20 protein-coding genes are annotated in these 21,710 nt (G+C 74.0%); 4 read left to right on the top strand and 16 right to left on the bottom strand.

All coding sequences use genetic code 11. The features are described 5' to 3' along the window. Positions 1–176: 176 nt before the first annotated feature. From ACZ4VA_RS08850 to ACZ4VA_RS08860, 3 genes are all read right to left on the bottom strand, one after another. On the bottom strand, positions 177–1,460 hold the full coding sequence (locus ACZ4VA_RS08850; protein ID WP_356174470.1) for a ribonuclease D: 1,284 nt from the start codon (positions 1,458–1,460) through the stop codon (positions 177–179). Between the two features lie 128 nt (positions 1,461–1,588). Beyond that, positions 1,589–2,248: a helix-turn-helix transcriptional regulator gene (locus tag ACZ4VA_RS08855; RefSeq protein ID WP_356174473.1), complete on the bottom strand. Its 660-nt coding sequence runs from the start codon at positions 2,246–2,248 to the stop codon at positions 1,589–1,591. A 363-nt stretch (positions 2,249–2,611) separates the two neighbouring features. Further along, positions 2,612–3,238: a DUF3000 domain-containing protein gene (locus ACZ4VA_RS08860; RefSeq protein ID WP_388903399.1), complete on the bottom strand. Its 627-nt coding sequence runs from the start codon at positions 3,236–3,238 to the stop codon at positions 2,612–2,614. Positions 3,239–3,430: 192 nt separating this feature from the next. Between ACZ4VA_RS08860 and hemE the strand changes: the two genes are divergently transcribed. Beyond that, positions 3,431–4,501, top strand: coding sequence for a uroporphyrinogen decarboxylase (gene hemE, locus ACZ4VA_RS08865; protein WP_355786589.1), 1,071 nt, complete (start codon positions 3,431–3,433; stop codon positions 4,499–4,501). A 7-nt stretch (positions 4,502–4,508) separates the two neighbouring features. Here hemE and ACZ4VA_RS08870 read toward each other — a convergent pair whose 3' ends face one another. Further along, positions 4,509–5,324, bottom strand: coding sequence for a rhomboid family intramembrane serine protease (locus ACZ4VA_RS08870; RefSeq protein ID WP_355786587.1), 816 nt, complete (start codon positions 5,322–5,324; stop codon positions 4,509–4,511). Positions 5,325–5,448: 124 nt separating this feature from the next. Here ACZ4VA_RS08870 and ACZ4VA_RS08875 point away from each other — a divergent pair, with 124 nt between their 5' ends. Then, positions 5,449–5,784: a hypothetical protein gene (locus ACZ4VA_RS08875; protein ID WP_355786585.1), complete on the top strand. Its 336-nt coding sequence runs from the start codon at positions 5,449–5,451 to the stop codon at positions 5,782–5,784. A 48-nt stretch (positions 5,785–5,832) separates the two neighbouring features. On the opposite strand, the gene ACZ4VA_RS08880 is transcribed toward ACZ4VA_RS08875, so the two are convergent. Continuing rightward, positions 5,833–7,242, bottom strand: a complete 1,410-nt coding sequence (locus tag ACZ4VA_RS08880) for an FAD-dependent oxidoreductase (protein WP_355792948.1) — start codon at positions 7,240–7,242, stop codon at positions 5,833–5,835. A 27-nt stretch (positions 7,243–7,269) separates the two neighbouring features. After that, positions 7,270–8,280 carry a DUF4349 domain-containing protein gene (locus ACZ4VA_RS08885; protein WP_355792950.1) on the bottom strand — a complete coding sequence of 337 codons (1,011 nt, stop codon included), beginning with the start codon at positions 8,278–8,280 and terminating at the stop codon, positions 7,270–7,272. 161 nt (positions 8,281–8,441) lie between these two features. On the opposite strand from ACZ4VA_RS08885, the gene hemG reads away from it, so the two are divergent. Together hemG and hemQ are read left to right on the top strand one after the other, a co-directional pair. After that, positions 8,442–9,917: a protoporphyrinogen oxidase gene (hemG, locus tag ACZ4VA_RS08890; protein WP_468080516.1), complete on the top strand. Its 1,476-nt coding sequence runs from the start codon at positions 8,442–8,444 to the stop codon at positions 9,915–9,917. Positions 9,918–9,921: 4 nt separating this feature from the next. After that, a complete protein-coding gene (gene hemQ / locus ACZ4VA_RS08895; protein WP_355794162.1) occupies positions 9,922–10,641 on the top strand; it encodes a hydrogen peroxide-dependent heme synthase in 720 nt (239 codons plus the stop codon). Here the strand turns inward: hemQ and ACZ4VA_RS08900 are convergent. The 10 genes from ACZ4VA_RS08900 to ACZ4VA_RS08945 form a co-directional block, all read right to left on the bottom strand. Beyond that, positions 10,590–12,284: an alpha/beta hydrolase gene (locus ACZ4VA_RS08900; protein WP_468080519.1), complete on the bottom strand. Its 1,695-nt coding sequence runs from the start codon at positions 12,282–12,284 to the stop codon at positions 10,590–10,592. The genes hemQ and ACZ4VA_RS08900 overlap by 52 nt on opposite strands. A 122-nt stretch (positions 12,285–12,406) precedes the next feature. Further along, positions 12,407–13,177 (bottom strand): TIGR04222 domain-containing membrane protein, encoded by a 771-nt coding sequence (locus ACZ4VA_RS08905; RefSeq protein ID WP_468080521.1) that lies wholly within the window; start codon positions 13,175–13,177, stop codon positions 12,407–12,409. A gap of 43 nt (positions 13,178–13,220) precedes the next feature. Next, on the bottom strand, positions 13,221–14,012 hold the full coding sequence (locus ACZ4VA_RS08910; RefSeq protein WP_389390308.1) for a DUF4142 domain-containing protein: 792 nt from the start codon (positions 14,010–14,012) through the stop codon (positions 13,221–13,223). Positions 14,013–14,250: 238 nt separating this feature from the next. Further along, positions 14,251–15,795 carry an MbnB/TglH/ChrH family RiPP precursor modification enzyme gene (locus ACZ4VA_RS08915; RefSeq protein ID WP_468080523.1) on the bottom strand — a complete coding sequence of 515 codons (1,545 nt, stop codon included), beginning with the start codon at positions 15,793–15,795 and terminating at the stop codon, positions 14,251–14,253. A gap of 195 nt (positions 15,796–15,990) precedes the next feature. Further along, positions 15,991–16,782: a DUF4142 domain-containing protein gene (locus ACZ4VA_RS08920; RefSeq protein WP_355785826.1), complete on the bottom strand. Its 792-nt coding sequence runs from the start codon at positions 16,780–16,782 to the stop codon at positions 15,991–15,993. 120 nt (positions 16,783–16,902) lie between these two features. Next, positions 16,903–17,637 carry an aminoacyl-tRNA hydrolase gene (locus ACZ4VA_RS08925; protein WP_468080525.1) on the bottom strand — a complete coding sequence of 245 codons (735 nt, stop codon included), beginning with the start codon at positions 17,635–17,637 and terminating at the stop codon, positions 16,903–16,905. A gap of 253 nt (positions 17,638–17,890) precedes the next feature. Then, positions 17,891–18,088 (bottom strand): hypothetical protein, encoded by a 198-nt coding sequence (locus ACZ4VA_RS08930; protein WP_356174498.1) that lies wholly within the window; start codon positions 18,086–18,088, stop codon positions 17,891–17,893. Positions 18,089–18,134: 46 nt separating this feature from the next. Further along, a complete protein-coding gene (locus ACZ4VA_RS08935) occupies positions 18,135–18,992 on the bottom strand; it encodes a polysaccharide deacetylase family protein (RefSeq protein WP_356174501.1) in 858 nt (285 codons plus the stop codon). A 104-nt stretch (positions 18,993–19,096) separates the two neighbouring features. Then, a complete protein-coding gene (locus ACZ4VA_RS08940; RefSeq protein WP_355795686.1) occupies positions 19,097–19,933 on the bottom strand; it encodes a PPK2 family polyphosphate kinase in 837 nt (278 codons plus the stop codon). 321 nt (positions 19,934–20,254) lie between these two features. After that, positions 20,255–21,637: a PhoX family protein gene (locus tag ACZ4VA_RS08945; RefSeq protein ID WP_356174503.1), complete on the bottom strand. Its 1,383-nt coding sequence runs from the start codon at positions 21,635–21,637 to the stop codon at positions 20,255–20,257. Positions 21,638–21,710 lie beyond the last annotated feature (73 nt).

Consider the following 21,710-nt stretch of genomic DNA (forward strand, 5'->3'; position numbering starts at 1 on the left):
CGTTCCGCCGTGCCGGGGCCGCCGGAGGGCGCGGACGGCCGCGGGCGGGTGCCGTCGGACGACCCCGGCCGGGACACTCGTCCCCTCCCGGCCCCGATCGTCCTGACCGCTCACCGCCGCTCACCGCACGGCGTTCGTCCGCGACGGCTGCCCGACCGGCGCCGTCGGGCGGACCGTCAGGCCTTGGCCGTCCCGGACCGCAGCGCGGCCACCAGGACCGGCGTGACCTGCTCGACCTGCCAGGCGCGCGCCCCGTGAGCGGCGAGCGCGGCGGCGACCGAGTCGGCGTCGGGCGCGGCCGGCGGCTCCCAGCAGACCCGGCGCACGGTGTCGGGCGCGATCAGGTTCTCCTGCGGCATGTTCAGCCGCTCGGCGAGCGCCGAGACCGCGGCCCGCGCGGCGGACAGCCGTGCCGCGGCCTCCGGGTCCTTGTCGGCCCAGGCGCGCGGCGGCGGGGGACCGGTGACCGGCTGCCCGGGCTGCGGCAGCTCGGAGTCCGGCAGCGCCCGCGCGCGGTCCACGGCGCTCTGCCACTGCTCCAGCTGACGGCGGCCCATGCGGTGCCCGAAGCCGTTCAGCGCGGCGAGGGCGTGCACGTTGGCGGGCAGGGACAGCGCCGCCTCGACGATCGCCGCGTCCCCGAGCACCTTGCCGGGCGAGATGTCCCGGCGCTGCGCGACCTGGTCCCGGGCCTGCCACAGCTCCCGCACCACGGCCATCTGCCGGCGCCTGCGCACCTTGTGCATGCCCGACGTACGGCGCCAGGGGTCCTTGCGCGGCGGCGCCGGGTCGGCCTGCGCGATCGCGTCGAACTCCTGGCGGGCCCAGTCGAGCTTGCCCTGCCGGTCCAGTTCCTTCTCCAGCGCGTCCCGCAGGTCGACGAGCAGCTCGACGTCGAGCGCGGCGTAGCGCAGCCACGGTTCGGGCAGCGGGCGTGTCGACCAGTCGACGGCGGAGTGGCCCTTCTCCAGGACGTAGCCCAGGACGCTCTCGACCATCGCGCCGAGCCCGACCCGGGGGAACCCGGCCAGGCGGCCGGCCAGCTCGGTGTCGAACAGGCTGGCGGGGATCATGCCTATTTCCCGCAGGCACGGCAGGTCCTGGGTGGCGGCGTGCAGCACCCACTCGACACCGGAGATCGCCTCGCCGAGTCCCGAGAGGTCGGGACAGGCCACGGGGTCGATCAGCGCGGTGCCGGCCCCCTCGCGGCGCAGCTGCACCAGATACGCGCGCTGGCCGTATCGGTACCCGGACGCGCGTTCGGCGTCGACGGCCACGGGGCCGGTCCCGGCGGCGAAGGCGGCGATCATCTCGGCGAGCGAGGCGTCGTCGGCGATCACGGGCGGAATGCCCTCGCGGGGCTCGAGCAAAGGGATCGGCGCCAGTTCGACGTCGTCCGGAGGGGCGCCTCCGGTGGTTCGCAGTGAGCTGTCTGCTGCGGTCTCTTGGGCGTCGGTCACCTGTCAAGAGTATCTGTGTATGGACGACGCCCGCCGACGGAACGTTCCGTCGGCGGGCGTCTGGGGGTCGTAAACCGGACAGGGGGGTGAAAGTTCCGGTTCACGTTCGGGGAGGACCCCTCGGGGGGTCAGTGGATGATGCCGGTCCGCAGCGCCACCGCGACCATGCCGGCGCGGTCGCCCGTGCCGAGCTTGCGGGCGATGCGGGCGAGGTGGCTCTTGACGGTCAGCGCGGACAGGCCCATCGAGACGCCGATGGCCTTGTTCGACTGGCCCTCCGCGACGAGGCGGAGCACCTCGACCTCGCGGCCGGACAGTTCGCGGTAGCCGCCCGGGTGGCTCGGGGCACCCGGGGGACGGCGGTGCATACGGGCCGCGCCGCCGAGGGGGGCGGCGCCGGGGCGGTTGGGCAGTCCCAGGTTCGTCCGCGTACCGGTGACGACGTAGCCCTTGACGCCGCCCGCGAGGGCGTTGCGCACGGCACCGATGTCGTCGGCGGCGGAGAGGGCGAGGCCGTTGGGCCAGCCCGCGGCTCTGGTCTCGGACAGCAGGGTGAGCCCGCTGCCGTCGGGCAGGTGGACTTCGGCGACACAGATGTCGCGCGGGTTGCCGATTCGGGGACGGGCCTCCGCGACGGACGACGCCTCGATGACGTCGCGTACTCCGAGCGCCCACAGGTGGCGTGTGACGGTGGAACGGACCCGTGGGTCTGCCACGACCACCATGGCGGTCGGCTTGTTCGGGCGGTAGGCGACCAGGCTTGCGGGCTGCTCAAGGAGAACGGACACCAGGCCTCCTGGGGTGCGGGGACGGGGGGACCGGCTGGGGGGATGAAGCCGGGATGAACCGTGCTTGGAAGGTCACAGACGTCTTCGGCATCAAACCCGTGCGCCTTTAGAGAATGATCACGATTTAGTGAGTAACAATCCGTGCAATTCGGACACGCGATCGATCATCCGAAGATCGAACCGAGTCGATCCGCGTCATTACGCGTCCGAAAGTGGTCGTATCGACAAAGGGACGATCAGCCGAGGGTCCTGACCGGGGGGCGACGCGGGTCGCACGGACGGGAGAGGGCCGGCCGGCACATGCGAAAGCGCACCGGCCGCAAGGCCGGTGCGCTCGTGAGGGAGAGGTCGTCGGTACGGGGCTCAGCGGGACTGTGGGCCCCGGCGCTGCGGGAGGGTCACCACCGACGCGTCACCCGGGCCCGCCGGCGGCAGCCCCGCGACCTGGCACAGCAGATCGCACCACGCGGCGAGATGGGCGGAGGTGTCCGGGACGCCGCCGAGGCCCTCCCGCGGCGTCCACGACGCGCGGATCTCGATCTGGGAGGCGGAGGGGCGCTCCGCGAGGCCGCCGAAGTAGTGCGAACTCGCGCGCGTGACGGTGCCGCTCGGCTCGCCGTACGACAGGCCGCGGGCCTGCAGCGCGCCGGTCAGCCAGGACCAGCAGACCTCGGGCAGCAGCGGGTCGGCCGCCATCTCCGGTTCCAGCTCCGCCCGGACCAGCGTCACCAGACGGAAGGAGCCCTGCCAGGCGTCGTGCCCCGCCGGGTCGTGCAGCAGGACGAGCCGGCCGTCGGCCAGGTCCTCGTCGTCCTGGACGACCGCGGCCTCCAGCGCGTACGCGTAGGGAGCCAGGCGCTGCGGCGGGCGCGTCGGGTCGATCTCGATCTCCGGCCGCGGCCGCGCGGCTCTCAGCGCCTCGACGGCGGCCCGGAAGGGCAGCGGAGCCGCGTCCCCCGCATCCCGTTCCCCCTCCTTCGAGTCGTCCATCCCGCCAGCGCCGTCCGACAGTCGTCCCTGAGCCGCAGCCATGCGGGGAAGATTAAGGGGAACGGGGCCTCCGCGCAGGGAAGGACACCCGTGGACGGCGCCACTGTCCGGATCACGCCGTACGAACGCGCCCCGGCGCGGGCGCCCGTGCCCGGGACGGGACCGCCCGCGGACCGTGCGAGACTTTCCGTCGTGAGTGCCAACGATCGCCGCCCGACGGGCCAGCAGCCGACAGCCACGTACGAGTCCGCCTTCCTCAAGGCGTGCAGGCGCGAGCCCGTGCCCCACACGCCGGTGTGGTTCATGCGGCAGGCCGGGCGCTCACTCCCCGAGTACCTGAAGGTGCGCGAGGGCATCCCCATGCTGGAGTCCTGCATGCGGCCCGAGCTGGTCGCCGAGATCACCCTCCAGCCGGTCCGCCGGCACGGCGTGGACGCGGCGATCTACTTCAGCGACATCGTCGTCCCGCTCAAGGCCATCGGCATCGACCTCGACATCAAGCCGGGCGTCGGCCCGGTCGTCGAGAACCCGATCCGTACCCGCGCCGACCTCGCGCAGCTGCGCGACCTGACCCCCGAGGACGTCTCCTACGTCACCGAGGCGATCAAGCTGCTCACGGCCGAGCTGGGCGAGACCCCGCTCATCGGTTTCGCGGGCGCGCCCTTCACTCTCGCGAGCTACCTCGTCGAGGGCGGCCCGTCCAAGAACCACGAGCACACCAAGGCGCTCATGTACGGCGACCCGCAGCTGTGGGCCGACCTGCTCGACCGTCTCGCCGAGATCACCTCCGCGTTCCTGAAGGTGCAGATCGAGGCCGGCGCGAGCGCCGTCCAGCTCTTCGACTCCTGGGTCGGCGCGCTGGCCCCGGCCGACTACCGCCGCTCGGTGATGCCCGCCTCGGCGAAGGTGTTCGACTCCGTCGCCGGATACGGCGTCCCGCGCATCCACTTCGGTGTCGGCACCGGCGAGCTGCTGGGCCTGATGGGCGAGGCCGGAGCGGACGTCGTCGGCGTCGACTGGCGCGTCCCGCTGGACGAGGCCGCCCGCCGCGTCGGCCCCGGCAAGGCGCTCCAGGGCAACCTCGACCCGGCCGTCCTGTTCTCCACGACCGACGCCGTGCGGACCAAGACCCGCGAGGTGCTCGACGCCGCCGCCGGTCTGGAGGGCCACATCTTCAACCTGGGCCACGGTGTCCTGCCGACCACGGACCCGGACGCGCTGACCCGCCTCGTCGAGCACGTCCACACGCACACCGCCCGCTGACGGATCCTCACGCGTGCCGCGCCTGCCTGCCCCACAGCAGGCTGCGCGGCTCCGGCGGGGGCGGGGTGCCCGGACGCAGCGGCCAGGCCAGCAGCATGCCCGCCAGGAAGCCGACCACGTGGGCCGCGTACGCCACCGTCCCCGCGTCGGAGACCCCGCCGCCGGACGAGTACACCGCCTGGAGCACGAACCAGAAGCCCAGCACGATCCACGCGGGCAGCCGCAGCGGCAGGAACACCAGGAACGGGACGAGCACCCAGACCCTGGCCTTCGGATAGAGCACCAGATACGCGCCGAGGACCCCGGCGATCGCCCCGGAGGCGCCGATCAGCGGGTCCCCCGAGTCGTCGTTCAGCAGCGCGAAGCCGTACGCCGCCGCGTAGCCGCAGGCGACGTAGAACAGTGCGAACCGCACGTGCCCCAGCCGGTCCTCGATGTTGTTGCCGAAGATCAGCAGGAAGAGCATGTTGCCGAGCAGGTGCAGCCAGCTGCTGTGCAGGAACATCGCCGACAGGACCGACAGCGCCGGCGACTTGTCGTAGTCCGGCGGGCCCACCAGGCAACCCGGCCCCTGCGGGCCCACGCCGATCGCGCCGGTCGGCACGAGGTCCGGCATCCGGTGGTGGACGAGCTCCCGCGGCACCACGGCGTACTGGTCGAGGAACGCCTGGAGGTGGCACAGCTGCGCCAGTTCGCTCTGGCCCGCCACCGAACCGGCGATGCCCGGCGTGAAGAGGAACACGAGGACGCCGGCCGCGATCAGCGCGTACGTCACGTACGGCGTACGGCGCGCCGGATTCACGTCATGGACGGGGATGACCACACCGGATTACTGCCCTCGATCCGTGGGCCGAATCGGTGAACGGGCCCGTCCGCGCCCGCGTATGACTCCTCGACCGCCCGTGGCGCGAGGAAGCCGCGGCGAGGAAGACGTGAGGACACAGGCGATGAACGAGCGAGTTACTCCTCCGATGCACGCCCTGCCCGACGGCGAGGCCGAGATCGCCCTGGTGCTGCACCTGCCCTGGGAGGACCTCGCCGCGCTCGGCCAGGAGGCCGGCCGGCTCGCCGCGCGCATGCAGCGCCCGGTCACCCTCGACGAGGCCGTCAGCCACCGGCTGCGCTCGGCCCGCCCGGCCGCCCACGCGAAACCGGCCACCGCGCCGGCCTCGACGGTGCCTGTATCGGGCTCCGTCTCCTCGCTGCCGGGGCGCCCGCCCGCTGAACAGGCCCGGCAGGCCATCGAGCGGATCAACGGGACCGGGCAGCACGAGTCCGCCTGACGCGGCGGGTCCGGCGCGGCGGACGCCGCCGCGCCGCCGGTACCCCGCTCAGCGGGCGCCGTCGCGCACCGCCGCCACCGCCTTGCGGGCCGCCACCAGGACCGGGTCCCAGACCGGGGAGAACGGCGGCGCGTACCCGAGGTCCAGTGCCGTCATCTGTTCCACCGTCATGCCCGCGGTGAGCGCCACCGCGGCGATGTCGACCCGCTTGCCCGCGCCCTCGCGGCCCACGATCTGCACGCCCAGCAGCCGTCCCGTGCGGTGCTCGGCGAGCATCTTCACCGTCATCGGCGCCGCGCCCGGGTAGTAGCCCGCGCGGCTCGTCGACTCCACGGTGACCGACTCGAACCGCAGCCCGACGCGGTGCGCGTCCTTCTCCCGCAGCCCGGTGCGGGCGATCTCCAGTTCGCAGACCTTGCTCACCGCCGTGCCGACGACCCCCGGGAAGGTGGCGTACCCGCCGCCCACGTTGCTGCCGATGACCTGCCCGTGCTTGTTCGCGTGCGTGCCCAGCGCGATGTGCCGCTCGCGTCCGGAGACCAGGTCCAGCACCTCGACGCAGTCGCCGCCCGCCCAGATGTCCTCGTGCCCGCGGACCCGCATCGCCAGGTCCGTGAGCAGCCCCCCGTGCTCACCGACGGGCAGCCCGGCCGCCTGCGCCAGCGCGGTCTCGGGGCGTACGCCGATGCCGAGCACCACGACGTCCGCGGGGTACTCGGCGTCCTGGGTGGCGACCGCGCGGACCCGGCCGTCGTCACCGGTGAGGATCTTCGTCACCTCGGCGTCGTTCACCATGGTGATGCCCATGCCCTCCATGGCCGTGTGCACCAGGCGGCCCATGTCCGGATCGAGCGTGGACATCGGCTCCCTGCCGCGGTTGACGACCGTCACCTCGTAGCCGCGGTTGATGAGCGCCTCGGCCATCTCCACGCCGATGTAGCCGGCGCCGACGACCACCGCGTGCCGCCCCTCGGTGCCGGCCAGCGTGTCCAGGAGGGCCTGGCCGTCGTCCAGGGTCTGCACACCGTGCACCCCGGGCGCGTCCACGCCGGGCAGGTCGGGGCGGACGGGGCGCGCCCCGGTCGCGATCACGAGCTTGTCGTACCCGGTCCACTCCTCGGCGCCGGAGTCGACGTGCCGGGAGCGGACCCGGGCGCCCGGGACGTCGATCTCCACGACCTCCGTCCGCATCCGGAGGTCGATGGCGCGCTCGCGGTGCTCCTGCGGGGAACGCGCGATCAGCTCGTCCGGGCCCGCGACCTGACCGCCCACCCAGTACGGGATCCCGCACGCCGAGTAGGAGGTGAAGTGGCCCCGCTCGAACGCCACGATCTCCAGCTCGTCCGCGCTCCGCAGCCGGCGTGCCTGCGACGCGGCGGACATGCCCGCCGCGTCGCCGCCGATCACGACCAGTCGCTCTTTCTTCCCGCCGGTACCGCTCACAGGGCTCATGCTCATGTGAACACGCTACGGGGACACGGCATTTCAGTCCTGCTCCCGGGCCCCCTCCCCGCGTGCCTCCGCGCGGCCCCCGGCCTGCGGACGGACGGGCGGGGCGACGGGCAGCGCACCGCCCGAGGGGGCCGGCGCCGTCCGGCGCGACAGCCGGGGCCGCACCAGGCGCGCCCACAGCAGGACGAGCAGCGCCGCGCCCGCGAGGAACGGGAGCACCGCGCCGAAGGCGACCGCGATCCAGCGGAGCGTGGTGACGAACGCGTGCCAGCCGCCCGCCAGCGCGTCCAGGAAGCCCGGGTCCTCGTCCTCCGTGCCGGCCTTCTTCACCGGGGTCTGCGTCAGGGACAGGGTGATCGTGGCCAGGCTCGTGCGGTCCTTCAGGGAGGCCTGCTGGGCGAGCAGGGACTCCAGGTCGGCCTGACGGCTGCTCAGCTCGCCCTCCAGGGTGACCACGTCGGCGAGCTTGGTGGCCTTGTCCATCAGCTCGCGGATCCGGGCGACGCTGGCACGCTGCGACTTGACGCGGCTCTCCACGTCGACGACCTGCTCCGTGACGTCCTGCGCCTTCCCGGTGCGGGCGAGGAGCTTGCCCGACCCCTCCAGGTCGTCGAGCACCTCCTCGTACCGCTCGACGGGCACGCGCAGGACGACCCGGGTCCGCTCGTGGCCGCGTTCGTCCCGCCTCGTCGTCTCGCTGCCGACGAAGCCGCCCGCGTCCTCCGCGGTGGTGCGGGCGTCGGCCAGGGCGTCGGGGACGTCCTTGACCTGCACGGTCAGCGAGGCCGTGCGGATGATGTGGCTCGCGGCGGCCTTCGGCGCGGCGGTCGGCCTGGACTGCGCGCCGGCGCTGCCCCTGCCGCTCCCGCCGCCGTCCGCGGCTTTCGCGTCCTGCTCCCGGGCACCCGAGTCGAACGCCTTGCCGCCCGCGTCGGAGCCGCCGTCGGCGGAGTCGGCGCCGCCGCAGCCCGTCAGCGCGAGAGCGGCGGCGAGGAGGACTCCCGCCAGAGCCTGGACAGGTCGTACCGAGCGTCGTGTCTGCATGTGGGCATCCCCCCGGGGGCGTCGTGACGACTGACGCTCCTTCGACGCCCGGGCGGGCCGGGACGTTGGCCGGATCCGGTTCCGATGCGGTCACGGAAAGGACTCGCGGGGGACACCGGGCTCGCGCGGGGACCGTCCGCGGGGTCTGAGAGGGTGGGGGCATGCGTGCACAGGACACTCGTACGGGCTCGGGCCGGGCCGTCGTCGTCGGCGGCGGCATCGCGGGACTGGCGGCGGCCCACCGGCTGCTGGCCGCCGGCGTGGAGGTGACCGTCCTGGAGGCCTCCGAGCGGCTGGGCGGGAAGCTGCTGCCCGGCGAGATCGCGGGCGCCCGGGTCGACCTCGGCGCCGAGTCCATGCTCGCCCGGCGCCCCGAGGCGGTCGCGCTGGCCCGCGAGGTGGGCCTCGCGGACCGGCTCGCACCGCCCGCCACCGCCACGGCCTCGATCTGGACCCGCGGCGCCCTGCGGCCCATGCCCAAGGGCCACGTCATGGGCGTCCCCGGCACCGCCTCCGCCCTCGCCGGACTGCTGTCGGACGAGGGACTGCGCCGCATCGAACGCGACGCCGAGCTGCCGCGCACGGAGATCGGCGACGACGTGGCGGTGGGCGCGTACGTCGCCGAACGGCTCGGCCGGGAGGTCGTGGACCGCCTCGTGGAACCGCTCCTCGGCGGGGTGTACGCGGGCGACGCCTACCGCATCTCGATGCGCTCCGCGGTCCCGCAGCTCTTCCGGGCCGCCCGTGCCCACGACTCGCTGACCGAGGCCGTCCGGGACATCCAGGACAAGGCCGCCCGCGGCCCGCAGACCGGGCCGGTGTTCATGGGCGTCACCGGCGGGGTGGGGCAACTGCCGCTCTCGGTCGCCGAGTCGGTCCGCGCCCGGGGCGGTGACATCGTCACCGGCGCACCGGTGACGGAGCTGCGCCGCACCGGCCCGCTGGAACGGCCGGGAGCCCGCTGGCGGATCGTCGCCGGCGACCGGGTCCTGCACGCCGACGCCGTCGTGCTCGCCCTGCCCGCGCCGGCGGCAGCCGCCCTGCTGCGCACCGAGGCGCCCGCCGCCGCGGCCGAGCTGGCCGCCGTCGAGTACGCCTCCATGGCGCTCATCACCCTCGCCTACCGCCGCCGGGACGCCGCACTGCCCGAGGGCAGCGGTTTCCTGGTGCCGCCCGTCGACGGGCGCACCATCAAGGCGTCCACCTTCGCCTCCCGCAAGTGGGCCTGGATCGACGAGGAGAACCCCGAACTGCTCGTCGTGCGGACCTCCGTCGGCCGGTACGGGGAGACCGAGGTGCTCGACCGGGACGACGAGGACCTCGTCGACGTCTCCCGGCACGACCTGCGGGAGGCCACCGGTCTGTCCGCCGCGCCCGTCGCCACCCGCGTCACGCGCTGGTACGACGGCCTGCCGCAGTACCCCGTCGGACACCACGCGCGCGTGGCCCGCGTCCGCGAGCACGTCGCCGCACTCCCCGGCCTCGCCGTCTGCGGCGCCGCGTACGACGGAGTGGGCATCCCCGCCTGCATCGCGAGCGCGCACGCCGCCGTCGACGCGCTCGGCGGCGACCGCGGCGGGCTGGACGCGCTGAGCGCGAACCCGGTGCAGAGTCTGCACGGCGGCGCGGGAGAATAGCCCCATGAGTGACGACGCCCCCGCCAAGATCCCGAACAAGGGCAAGCTGGCCAAGGACCTCAACGAGGTCATCCGCTACACGCTGTGGTCCGTCTTCAAGCTCCGTGACGTCCTCCCCGACGACCGCGCGGGCTACGCCGAAGAGGTCCAGGAGCTGTTCGACCAGCTCGCCGCGAAGGACGTGACCGTCCGCGGCACGTACGACGTGTCCGGGCTGCGCGCCGACGCGGACCTGATGATCTGGTGGCACGCCGAGACCAGCGACCAGCTCCAGGAGGCGTACAACCTCTTCCGCCGCACCCGCCTGGGCCGCGCCCTGGAGCCGGTGTGGTCGAACATGGCGCTGCACCGCCCCGCCGAGTTCAACCGCTCGCACATCCCGGCGTTCCTCGCCGACGAGACGCCCCGGAACTACATCAGCGTCTACCCGTTCGTGCGCTCCTACGACTGGTACCTGCTGCCCGACGAGGACCGGCGCCGCATGCTCGCCGACCACGGCAAGATGGCGCGCGGCTACCCGGACGTGCGCGCCAACACCGTCGCCTCGTTCTCCCTGGGCGACTACGAGTGGATCCTCGCCTTCGAGGCCGACGAGCTCTACCGCATCGTCGACCTCATGCGTCACCTGCGTGCCTCCGAGGCCCGGATGCACGTCCGCGAAGAGGTCCCGTTCTACACCGGCCGCCGCAAGGACGTCGCCGAACTGGTCGCCGGCCTGGCCTGACCGGCACGCCACGGGACGCCGGGGGCCGCCTTCGCGCGGTCGCCCGGCGCCACCGGCCTCGGCTCCGCACGGGGGGCGCAGTCGGCGCCGTACAGCGGGAGCCGGCCCTCCAGCAGATACGCGTCCAGGTGGCCGTTGACGCACCGGTTGGGCCCGCCCGCGATGCCGTGCGTGCCCGCGCCCCGCTCGGTCACCAGGGCCGAGCCGGACAGCCGCCGGCGCAGCTCCCGGGCGCCCTCGTACGGCGTGGCCGCGTCGAGTTCGGCCGCCAGGATCAGCGTGGGCGGCAGTTCACCGGGGAGCGTGCGCACGTCGAGCGGCCGCTGCCGGGGTCCGCTCCAGTACGCGCACGGCAGGTTCGCCCACACGTTGTCCCAGGTCTCGAAGGGCGCCACGCGGGCGAGGTCCGTGTTGTCGCGGTCCCAGACGCGCCAGTCGGTCGGCCAGGGGGCGTCGTTGCACTCGACGGCGGTGTAGACCGCGCGGGCGTTCTCCTGCTCGCGGGCCGCCTCCGGATACGGTCCCGCCTGCTGGACCAGCGGCTTCGGATCGCCCTTCAGGTAGGCGGACAGGGCCAGGGCGCGCTGCGGCCAGTAGTCGTCGTAGTACCCGGCCTGGAGGAACGCCCCCTGGAGCTGCCCGGGGCCGACCTTGCCGCCCGCCGGTGCGGCGGCGAGGCGCGCGAGGGCCTTCTCGTAGCTGTGCAGGACCTCCTGGGCGGTGCGGCCGAGGCCGTACACCTCGTCGTGCCGGGCGATCCAGGCGCGGAAGTCCGCCCAGCGGCTCTCGAAGGCGGCCGACTGGTCGAGGTTCGTGCGGTACCAGATCTGCTCGGGATCGGGGTTCACCGCCGAGTCGAAGACCATGCGGCGCACGTGCGACGGGAACAGGGTCGCGTAGAGCGCCCCGAAGTAGGTGCCGTACGAGGCCCCCATGAAGGTCAGCTTCTTCTCGCCGAGCGCGGCGCGCAGCACGTCCAGGTCACGGGCGTTGTTCAGCGACGTGTAGTGGCGCAGCCCGGCGCCCCCCTTGCGGGCGCAGCCGCGCGCGTACGCCTTCGCCTCCGCGACGCGCTCCTTCTTGTACGACTCGGAGGGGAACGTCGGTGCCTGCGAGGGGCCCCGGGAGAGCTTCCGGGGGTCCCGGCAGGAGAGCGGCGCGGAACGGCCGACTCCGCGCGGGGCGTAGCCGACGAGGTCGTAGGCCGCCCCGATCCGCTTCCACTCGGGGAGCAGACCGGCCAGCGGGAAGTACATGCCCGAGGCGCCGGGACCACCGGGGTTGAAGACGAGCGCCCCCTGCCGCGGCACCGGGCGCTTCGGGTCGCGCGGGTCCCTGGCGGTGGCCTCGGCGCGGCTGACGGTCAGTCTGATCTGCTTGCCGTCGGGGTGCGCGTAGTCCAGCGGCACCGTGACCGTGCCGCACCGCAGGGCGCCGGGCATCTCCTGGTCGCCTGAGCACGAGCCGAAGCGGATGCCGGCGGCTGCGGCGCGGCGGGCGGCCAGCGCGGTGCCGCGGGTCTCGGCGGAGTCCGCGAGGGCCGGGCGGTACCCGGCGTCCGCGGGCAGGCCGCCGGCGGGTGCGGAGGCGAGGGCGGTCAGGAGCACGGACCCGGCGGCGGAACAGAGGGCGGTGGCTCTCATCGCGTATCCCTTCGGTGCGCGGCAGCGACAGAAGGGATGTTTCGGTCGGCGGACGGCGAAGTAAAGCACCGCCCGGCCGGTGTCGGCCCCGATGCCCCCGATGCGCCCCCTCGGGGACACGCCTAGCGGGGGCGCTCCCGGTGGGCGAAGGCCGCGCGCAGCTCCGGTTCGCCGATCGCGCGGACGCCCCGGACGGCCACGGCGGTGAGGTACGTACGGTCGTCGCCCGTGGCGGAGGAGTGCCGGGACAGGCCGCCCAGCAGCCGCTGACCGGCCGGGGAGGCCCAGCGGGTGTACGGGTGGACCTCGATGCGGGCGATGGCCAGGCAGCTCAGGGCCAGCACGAGGGGGAACGCGAACCACAGGGCGACCAGCCCCCGGTCGCCCGGGTCCTGGCCGGGCAGCAGCAGGGCGACGGCACCCAGCGCGAGGACGGCCGCGGCGGCGGCCCGGACCTGGCGGACCGCGCCGGCGACCGTCGTGCGCGCCCCGTCCGGCACGGCGAGCCCGGCCGCGACGAGGTGGTCGGCGAGCCGGCGCACCGCCTCGGCCGTCGCCGCGGTCCTGCGCACCGGCGCTATCTCCGACTGCCCCCGCGGACCTATCGCGCCCAGCACCGAACGCTCCATGTCGTCACGCCCGTCGGGGTCCACCACGGTCACCCAGCCGGTGTGCGCGAGCAGCAGCCGGCGCCGGCGCGCCATCGACACCAGGGTGAGATCGGCGACCCGCGCGGGGCCGCCGGACAGGAACGCGGCCTCGTACAGCGTCAGATCGTGTCCGCGGCCCGCCTGCTCGTCCACGGCGGCGGCGCGCACGGCGGCCAGACACAGGCGGGCACAGGCCGAGCCGGTCGCGACCCAGGCGAGGAGCAGGAGGAGGACCCAGAACATGGCGGATTTCTATGCGACACGGGCCGGGAGCGCCACACCGTATTCACGATGTGGACGGTGTGCCGTCCTCGGAGTCCTCCGGTGACCGGGGACTGGAGGCGGCCGGCGGCAGCGGGTAGCCCGGGGAGGGCGTCACCGGGACCGGCGGGCTGGGGGAGGCCGTGGGGCCGGGCGGGGCGGGGGAGTTGGTGAGCGGCGGCGGGGCGGCGGTGGCCGCGTCCTCGGCGAGGGCGTCGAAGTCGACGTAACCGGTGGCTTCGAGGACCTTGATGTGGTCGAGCACGGTGGTGTTCGCGTCGTCGGCCAGGTCGCGCACGAGGCTGTTGCGGGTGCTCGCGCGGACCTGCGCGACCACCGAGAACACCTTGCCGTGGGCCTTGCGGAGGATGTTCGCGAACTCCCGGTCCCAGTCCGCCCCGTGGGCCGCGTCCAGCGTCGCCAGCCACTCGCGCTGCTGCGGGTTGGGCTGGTTGGGCAGTTCGAGTCCGAGCCGCGCGGCGACGTTGCGCACGCGGGCGTCGAGGAAGGTGTGGCCCTCGATGAGGTGTTCGCCGGCGGTCCGTACGGCCTGGGTGGTGCCGCGCTCCTGCGCCTGCTGGCCGGCGGGCAGCTCCCAGAGGCCGGCCAGCCGGACCTTGGTGATGAACTCCCGGTCCAGCCCGGACAGCGGCCCGAACCGCGTCGACACGGTCTGTGCGTTCAGGGTGTCCAGCCCGGTGCCGGAGCGGTCCGCGTAGGACCAGATCGGGAAGAGCAGCGCGACGAGTGTCGCCGTCAGGCCCGCGATGACGAGCCCGGTTCCACTGACCAGTCCTTTTCGGTTGATGGATCGCATGGTGCCTCCTGTTGCGGCACCGCACGCTAGTGCGCTTCGGGTGCGGATTGGCATATTACTGCGGTCCATACGCCAACTGCCGTACAGGGAAAACGGGTTCAGCGGGGGTGCGCGGACGCCGGATGCGGTGGATATGTCCATCAGCAGAACACCGCAATCCGGCACAAGTCGTCGACGGGCCACGTGAGCGCCGCCGGTGGTGTTAACCCGGGCACATCGCTCGGCGCCCGGGACCGGCTCAGCGGCGCAGCAGGACCCGGCGGGTGGCCCGCGCGATACGGGCCGCCGGGCGCGCGGAGCGCGGGGCGGGCCCGGACCGGTCCAGCCACCAGTCGCGCAGCCGGCGCCGGGTCTCCGCGTCCTCGGGGCGCCCGGCGAGCAGCAGGTGCTCGGCGTACTCCAGGGCGTCCTGCCGGTAGCCGCCCGTCATGGGGTGCCGCTGCGCGTAGGCGAGGAAGGCGGGCCGGTACGCCGCTCCGAGGATCCCGGGCAGTTCCGGGGCCACCTTGGCGACCACGTCCGCGCGCTTGGCCGCGAGCGCCCGGGCCTGCACGCCGAGGCGGACCCGGTCGAAGCCCTCCGGGACCGGCGTGCCCGCGACGAGCGCGGAGAGCAGCGCGGCCTGGGCGAGCGCGAGCCGCTGCCGCGCCGGCCCGCCGACCCCGCTCGCGCCGACCGTGACGGGCACGGCGACCGGCTCGGTTACGGACGTGGAGACCGGCTCGGGTGCGGAGACCGGCTCGGCCACGGCGGTGCGCTCGGCCACGGAGACCGGCTCCGGCGCGGAGACGGGCCCAGCCGTCGAGACGCGCTCGGGCACGACGGCGGGCTCGGGGGACGGCAGGGGCAAGGTCGGCGAGGTCGGCCGGGTTGGGGCCGTGGGTCCGAGGGGTGCGGGAGTCCGGGTCGCCCCGGCGCCGACCGCGACGCGGGTCGCCCCGGCGCCCGATGCGACGAGGGCCGCCGTCCGCAGCGTGTCGCGGATCGCGGTCAGTTCCCGCTCCAGCTCCTCGGGGGCGGGGAAGTTCTCGTCCCGCTCCAGCAGCACCCCGGGCGGCGACACCCGGGAGGCCAGGTCGGCGAGGATGTCGAGCACGGGCCGGGGGACGGGGTGGGCGTGGCTGTCGTGCCACACGCCGTCGCGCTCGAACCCGCCCGCGACGTGGACGTAGGCGATGGCCTCCACCGGCAGTTCGTCCAGCGCCTTCGCGGGGTCCTCGCCCCGGTTGACGTGGTTGGTGTGGAGGTTCGCGACGTCGATGAGCAGCCGTACGCCGGTGCGGTCCACGAGGTCGTACAGGAACTGCCCCTCGGTCATCTCCTCGCCGGGCCAGGAGACCAGCGCCGCGATGTTCTCGACGGCGAGCGGGACGGGCAGTACGGCCTGGGCGATCCGGATGTTCTCGCACAGCACGTCCAGCGCGTCCCGGGTGCGCGGGACGGGGAGCAGGTGCCCGGCCTCCAGCAGCGGGGACGCGGTCAGCGGGCCGCCCGCGCGGACGAAGGCGATGTGCTCGGTGACGAGCGGCGCGCCCAGCGCCAGCGCCCGCTCGGCGAGGGCGGTGAGGCGGGACTCGTCGGGCCGGTCCGCGCCGCCGAGCCCCAGCGAGACCCCGTGCGGCACGACCGTGACACCGCGCTCGCGCAGCCGGAGCAGCGACTCGGGGAGGTGCCCGGGGCACACGTTCTCCGCCACGGCCTCGACCCAGTCGATGCCGGGCATGCGCTCCACGGCGTCCGCGATCTCCGGACGCCAGCCGATTCCCGTCCCCAGCTGCTCCATGTCCCTGCCCCCCTGTGCGTTCACGTCCCGTCCGGCCGGACCCCGTGTGCCGTCGACTGCGCCGGTTCCCCACCACCGGCCGGTTGTTCCGGCGTGACGGGGTGATGGCCCCGGGAACCGGGGCCCAACCCGTCCGGGGGGACCTTCAGAGCAACATTTGAGGTTCCGAGGGCCCCCCGGCGGGCATCAGCGCGGTCATCGCACTTCGCCGGCGGGGTCGCCGGTGGGGTCGGGGCGGCTCGTGTTGACCTCGCCGGGCGCCGCGGGCGACGGGCTCGACGACACGTCGACGTCACCGGACGGCACCGCGGGCGGCGCCGAGGCCGGGGACGACCCGACGGTGGGCGGGGGCGGCCCCGTCGGGCTGGCGGTCGCCCCGGCCGCCGTGTCGTTGGCGATGGCGTCGAAGTCGACCTCGCCGGTCTTCTCCAGCACCGTGATGTGATCGAGCACGGTCTGGTTGGCGTCCGAGGCGAGCTGCCGCACCAGCGTGTTGCGGGTGCTGTTCCGTACCGCTCCGATGGCCGGGAAGATCTTGCCGTGCGCGGACCGCAGGAGGTTCGCGAACTTGCGCTCGTAGTCCTTGCCCTGAGCGGCCGTCAGCTCGTCGAGCCAGCCCTGCTGCTGTTCGTTCGGCTGGTTCGGCAGTTCGACGCCGAGCTGGGCCGCGATGATCCGCACCCGCTTGTCGAGGTCGGTGTGGCCGACGATGAGGTGGTCGCCCGCCTCCTTGATCGCCTTCGTGGGGGCCCGCTCGATCGCCTGCTGCCCGGCCGGGAGCTCCCACAGCCCGGCGAGGCGTACGCGCACGATCAGGTCGCGGTCGGAGGCGGAGAGGGGGCCCCACTGGGTGTTCACCGTCCCGGCGGCGAGATTCGCCGGACCCGTGCCGGAGCGGTCGGCGTACGACCACACGGGGAACGCGAGCGCGCCGACGGTGGCGACGAGGGCCGCGATGACGAGGGCCGTACCGTTGATACGCCGCAAATGAACCTCCCGGGAACATGCCAACTGGTCGTTGGGAACCTGTGCTTGGCCAGTGTCAGGAGGTACGTACGGGACGGCCGTGCTGTTCAGTCGACTCGGCCGATCGTTCGGGCCGGTGTGTCAGCGGCGCAGCGCGGGGTGGTCGGCGACCACGGTGCACGACCCCGGCGCGATCTCCGTGAAGCCCGCGTCGCGCACCAGCGGCAGCCCGGACGCGGTGAGCCGGCTCCAGTCGGCGGGCGCGGCCGTGCGGACCGAGAGCGCGAACCCGCTGTCCCGCCAGGCCGCCCGCTCCTCGTCCGACAGCTCCCACCAGGCCAGCTGGGCCCCGTGCCCCGCCTGCGCCATCGCCTTGCCGGCCGACATGTCCAGGTCGGGGCTCAGCCACAGCACGGGCGCCGTCGGGTCGGCGCCTGACGGCGGTTCCGGGTCGTCGAGGTCGGTGCCGGAGACCTGGAGGCGGGCCAGGTCCCTGGGCCAGCCGTCCAGCGGCACCGGCGGGAAGACGCGGACCTCGGCGGACTTGCCGGTCACCGTGATGCCGGGCAGGGTTTCGGCTCGCCGCCACTCGGCGCCGCGCGCCCGCCGCACCACCTTGCGGATCCGGGCGTCCTGCCAGTCCCGCATGAGCTGCGCCCACTCCCCGTCGCCGAGCGACCGCTCGTCGCCGAGGATCGTGAGCACGGCGCGCGCCGCGGTCTCCAGCGCGTCGGTGCGGGCCGGGGGCGCGGTCTTCTCGATGCGGACGACCAGGGGCAGCACGAACTGCGGCGCCTCGTCGCGCGCGGTGCGCTCGGAGCGGAAGGGGCTGTCGCCGGCGGGGGTGGGTTCGGCTGGGCGCGGGTCACTGGTCACGCCCTCCAGTCTGCCAGGCGCAAGATCGGCACCTCGGTGGGCGGTCGGGCCCGGGGGAGCGGACGCCGTTCGCGCGACCCGCACCGCCACCTGGGGGCGTCCGGCCACTGCCCCCGGCACGAGGGACGGGGGCTCCGGAACGCCGGTGCGAGGGCGTCCGCGCCGGACGGGGTCACGCCGTCCCGGCTCCGTACGCGGCCACGGTCCGGTGCGCGCACCTCACGGCGGCCCGCTCCGACCGGCTCCTCTGCCGTCAGCCGGAACAGGCGGCGCGCTGTGCTTCCTGCCACTCGCAGACCGGGCACAGCGTGATCCCGCGGTACGACTCCGGGTACTCGGTCGGCTTCCGGCACTGCACGCACTCGGCGAACGGCGGTCCGCCCGCCGCCTCGGCCGGGGCCGCGCCGGGTGCCGTCTCCGAGTCCGCTCCGGTGCCGCAGTAGTCGCTCATCCCTCCAGCGTAGAACGGTCCCGGCACCTGCTGGCGGGGGCCGGACCTAGGAGTGGTGCGCGCCCGTCGCCGCGCCGATCAGTTCGGACACCCGGACGAACCTGAACCCCTTCTTCCGCAGCTCGGGCACGATCGTCCGGACCGCCCGCTCGGTCGTCGGGGCGGCGCTGCGGGTGCAGTGCATGACGACGACGGAACCGGGCCGCACCCCGTCGAGCACCTGCCGGGCCACCGCGTCGGCGTCCGTCGCGAACGCGTCCCCGCTCACGACGTCCCACTGCACGGCGGTGACACCGGCCCCGCTCAGGGCACGCAGGGCCCGCCGGTCGTAGCACCCGCCGGGGAACCGGAAGTACGGCTTGGGGTCCGGCACGCCGGCCCGGCGGAACGCGGCGAAGGCCCGCTCCACGTCCGACCGCATCCGGTCCTCCGGCACCGTCGGCAGGCCGTAGCAGTCGCCGGTGAAGGCGTGGTGGCTGTAGGAGTGGTTGGCGACCTCGAAGAGCGGGTCCCGTCCGATGGACCTGGCCTCGCCCGGGTACTCGTCGGCCCACCGCCCCGTCATGAACACCGTGGACGGCACCTTCAGCTCTTGCAGCGCGGTGATCAGCCCGGGGTTGTCGAAGCGCTCACCGGAGGCGGCGCGCGCCCCCTGGTCCGCGGTCATGTCGGCGTCGAAGGTGAGCGCGACGGTCCGGTCCCGCGTGCGGGGGCCGTTCTCGAAGACGGGCGTGAGTCCGGCGGGGCCCGGGGCGAGGGTCGGGGGGAGCGCGGGACCGGCCGCCGACGGGCGGGCGGACCGCGCCGGCGGCTCGGCGGTCCGCGGGCCCGCGGCCGATCCGCAGGCGGCGAGGGCGGCGCCCAGCGCGCAGACGGCGGCGATGCGTCGTACAGGAATGATCACCGGACGACAATAACTACGTAAATGTGACTATCTGTCCGTTACGGTACGTGCCGTGCGGACCGGGCGGGGAAGTCACCCGCCCGGCTGTCCGTCCGGTCCCGCCGTCAGGCGCCCGGTGTCTGCCCCAGGAGCCGCTCGCGGCACTCCGCCACGTCGAAGTCGGCCTTCGGGTACTGCGGGTCCAGGGCCTCCAGGTGTTCGAGGAGGAGCTTGCTGACCGCCCAGTTGCGGTACCACTTGCGGTCGGCGGGGATCACGTGCCAGGGAACGGACGAGCAGCGTTCGAGGGCGGTCTCGTACGCCTCCTGGTACGCGGGCCACAGACCGCGCTCGTCGATGTCGGCGGGGCTGAACTTCCAGTGCTTGTCCGGGTTGTCGAGACGGGCCAGCAGCCGCCGGCGCTGCTGCTCGTACGAGATGTGCAGGAAGCACTTGACGATGGTCACGCCGTCGTCCGCGAGGGATTTCTCGAAGTCGTCGATCTGGCCGTAGCGGCTCTCGATCTCGGTCCGCGGAGCCAGTTCGCGGACGCGGCCGATCAGGACGTCCTCGTAGTGCGAGCGGTCGAAGATGCCGATCTCGCCGGGCTGCGGGAGCGCCTTCCTGATCCGCCAGAGGAAGGAGTGCTTGCGCTCCTGCGGGGTCGGGGCCTTGAACGCCCGGATACGGCAGCCGGAGGGGTTGAACAGCCCGATGACGTGCTTGACCGTGCCTCCCTTGCCGCTGGTGTCCATGCCCTGGAGCACCAGCAGGACCCGGCGCCGGTCACCCGCCGTCGCCGAGGCGTACAGGCGTTCCTGGAGGTCGGCGAGCCGTTCTCCCATGCGGGCCATGTCCTCCAGGCCCGCGGCCTTGTCCGAAGGACCGCCGGCGCCGCCCTTCGTGTCGTACGAGGAGAGGTCGACCCGGGCCCCGGCGGGGACGCGCAGCAGTTCGCGCAGCGGCGTCGCCTCGGCCGCGTCCCGCTTCTTGCCGCCCTTGTGGTCCTTCCCGGACCCGGCCTTCTTCCCGGACTCCGCTTTCTTTCCGGACCCCGCCTTCTTCCCGGTGTCGGTCCCGGCCCCGGTCCTGGTCTTCGCCACCACGCACCCCTTCAACCGCCGTGTTCCTCGATCTTCCGCCGGGGCCCGGGTGCCCGCTACTCGCGGTTCGACTCGGCGGACCGCCAGAGCCCGGGGCGCCCCCGGGTGACGGCACGGCGGAGCCCCGGGGCACCCGCCCCGGGGCCCCACCGGCGTGAGTCGGCCGTCAGCCCGCCGGGGTCAGCGGCGCCACGGCCCGGTGACCGCGAACGTCGTGCCCGGGGTGTAGCAGTTGACGTACATCGTCCGGCCGTCCGGCGAGAAGGTGACGCCCGCGAACTCGCCCCACTCCGGGGCCTCGGGCGTGCCGATGTTCTGGGCGCCGCGGGCCATCGCGTAGACCTCGCCGCGCCGGGTCACGCCGAAGACGTGCTGCGCGCCGTTGCCGTCCTCGCAGACCATGAGGCCGCCGCTCGGGGCGAGGCAGATGTTGTCCGGGGACTCGCCCGGGAGCTGGACGTCGGTGTCCGGGCCGAAGACGATCACGAGGGTGAGGCGGCGCGACGACGGGTCGTAGCGCCAGATCTGCCCGTAGTGGTCCGCCGCCGAGCCCTCCGCGCTGTGGGCGAAGGAGGAGACGAAGTACACGGACTTCCCGCCCCAGTAGCAGCCCTCCAGCTTCTGGGCGTGCGTGATGCCCTTCGGGCCGAAGTCCTGGAGCCGGACGGGGGTCTGAACGGCCAGCGGGTCCGGCACGTCCACCCATTCGACGCCGTCGAAGGTGGCGCCCGTCTCCTGGATGGCGGACAGGTCGGGTACGCCGGGCACGCGCATCGCCTGGAGTCTGCCGCCGGCGCGCAGCGAACCCCGGCCGCCCTCGGGCTTGTTGGGCAGGAAGCGGTAGAAGAGGCCGAAGGGCTTGAGGAACGCGTCCTCGGTCTCGTAGACGATGCCCCGCCGGGGGTCGACGGCGATCGCCTCGTGCTGGAAGCGGCCCATCGCGGTGAGCGGCACGGCGCCGGTGCGGCGCGGGTCCACCGGGTCGACCTCGAAGATGAAGCCGTGGTCCTTGGTGTAGCCGTTGGTGCCGGCCCTGTCCTCGGTCTCCTCGCAGGTGAGCCAGGTCCCCCAAGGGGTGGGCCCACCCGCGCAGTTGACGGCGGTACCGGCGATGGCGACGCGCTCGGAGAGGACCTCGCCGTGCCTGTCCACCGTCAGCGCCGTACACCCGCCCTTGCCCGCCGGGTCGTAGGTGAGGCCCTCGATGGTGGGGACCGGGATCTTCGCGGTGACGCGGTTCTCGTGGTTGCGGACGAGGTGGACCCGGCCGTGGCGTCCGGGGAACGCCGACATGCCGTCGTGGTTGCTGGGTACCGGGCCCTCGCCGGAGCGCAGCGGGTCGCCCTCGCGGGACAGCACCCGGTAGCGGAAACCTTCCGGCAGATCGAGCAGTCCGTCCGGGTCGGGGACGAGGGGGCCGTAGCCGTGGTGGCCGAGGTCCTGCGCGGCGGCGGTGCCCGCGAACAGTTCGGAGAGGTTTCCTGCGAACGCGATCGAGGCGCCCAACGCGCCGGTGCGGGCGAGGACCTGACGTCGTGTCGCTGATCGAGCGGTCTCGGACATGGGGCAACCCTCCTGCTGGCGGACAGGACTGTGACCCCGCTGTGGTATCACGCGGTACGGGCTACCGGAACCA

The sequence above is a fragment of the Streptomyces sp. NPDC028308 genome, from assembly GCF_055565855.1.

Bases quoted from the DNA above. Each gene is read 5' to 3' on its own strand.
- ACZ4VA_RS08860 (WP_388903399.1), bottom strand. From the start codon at position 3,238: ATGGACGACTCGAAGGAGGGGGAACGGGATGCGGGGGACGCGGCTCCG.
- ACZ4VA_RS08885 (WP_355792950.1), bottom strand. From the start codon at position 8,280: ATGCAGACACGACGCTCGGTACGACCTGTCCAGGCTCTGGCGGGAGTC.
- ACZ4VA_RS08910 (WP_389390308.1), bottom strand. From the start codon at position 14,012: ATGCGATCCATCAACCGAAAAGGACTGGTCAGTGGAACCGGGCTCGTC.
- ACZ4VA_RS08915 (WP_468080523.1), bottom strand. From the start codon at position 15,795: ATGGAGCAGCTGGGGACGGGAATCGGCTGGCGTCCGGAGATCGCGGAC.
- ACZ4VA_RS08880 (WP_355792948.1), bottom strand. From the start codon at position 7,242: ATGAGCATGAGCCCTGTGAGCGGTACCGGCGGGAAGAAAGAGCGACTG.
- ACZ4VA_RS08875 (WP_355786585.1), top strand. From the start codon at position 5,449: ATGAACGAGCGAGTTACTCCTCCGATGCACGCCCTGCCCGACGGCGAG.
- ACZ4VA_RS08905 (WP_468080521.1), bottom strand. From the start codon at position 13,177: ATGTTCTGGGTCCTCCTCCTGCTCCTCGCCTGGGTCGCGACCGGCTCG.
- ACZ4VA_RS08945 (WP_356174503.1), bottom strand. From the start codon at position 21,637: ATGTCCGAGACCGCTCGATCAGCGACACGACGTCAGGTCCTCGCCCGC.
- ACZ4VA_RS08930 (WP_356174498.1), bottom strand. From the start codon at position 18,088: ATGAGCGACTACTGCGGCACCGGAGCGGACTCGGAGACGGCACCCGGC.
- hemG (WP_468080516.1), top strand. From the start codon at position 8,442: ATGCGTGCACAGGACACTCGTACGGGCTCGGGCCGGGCCGTCGTCGTC.
- hemQ (WP_355794162.1), top strand. From the start codon at position 9,922: ATGAGTGACGACGCCCCCGCCAAGATCCCGAACAAGGGCAAGCTGGCC.
- ACZ4VA_RS08900 (WP_468080519.1), bottom strand. From the start codon at position 12,284: ATGAGAGCCACCGCCCTCTGTTCCGCCGCCGGGTCCGTGCTCCTGACC.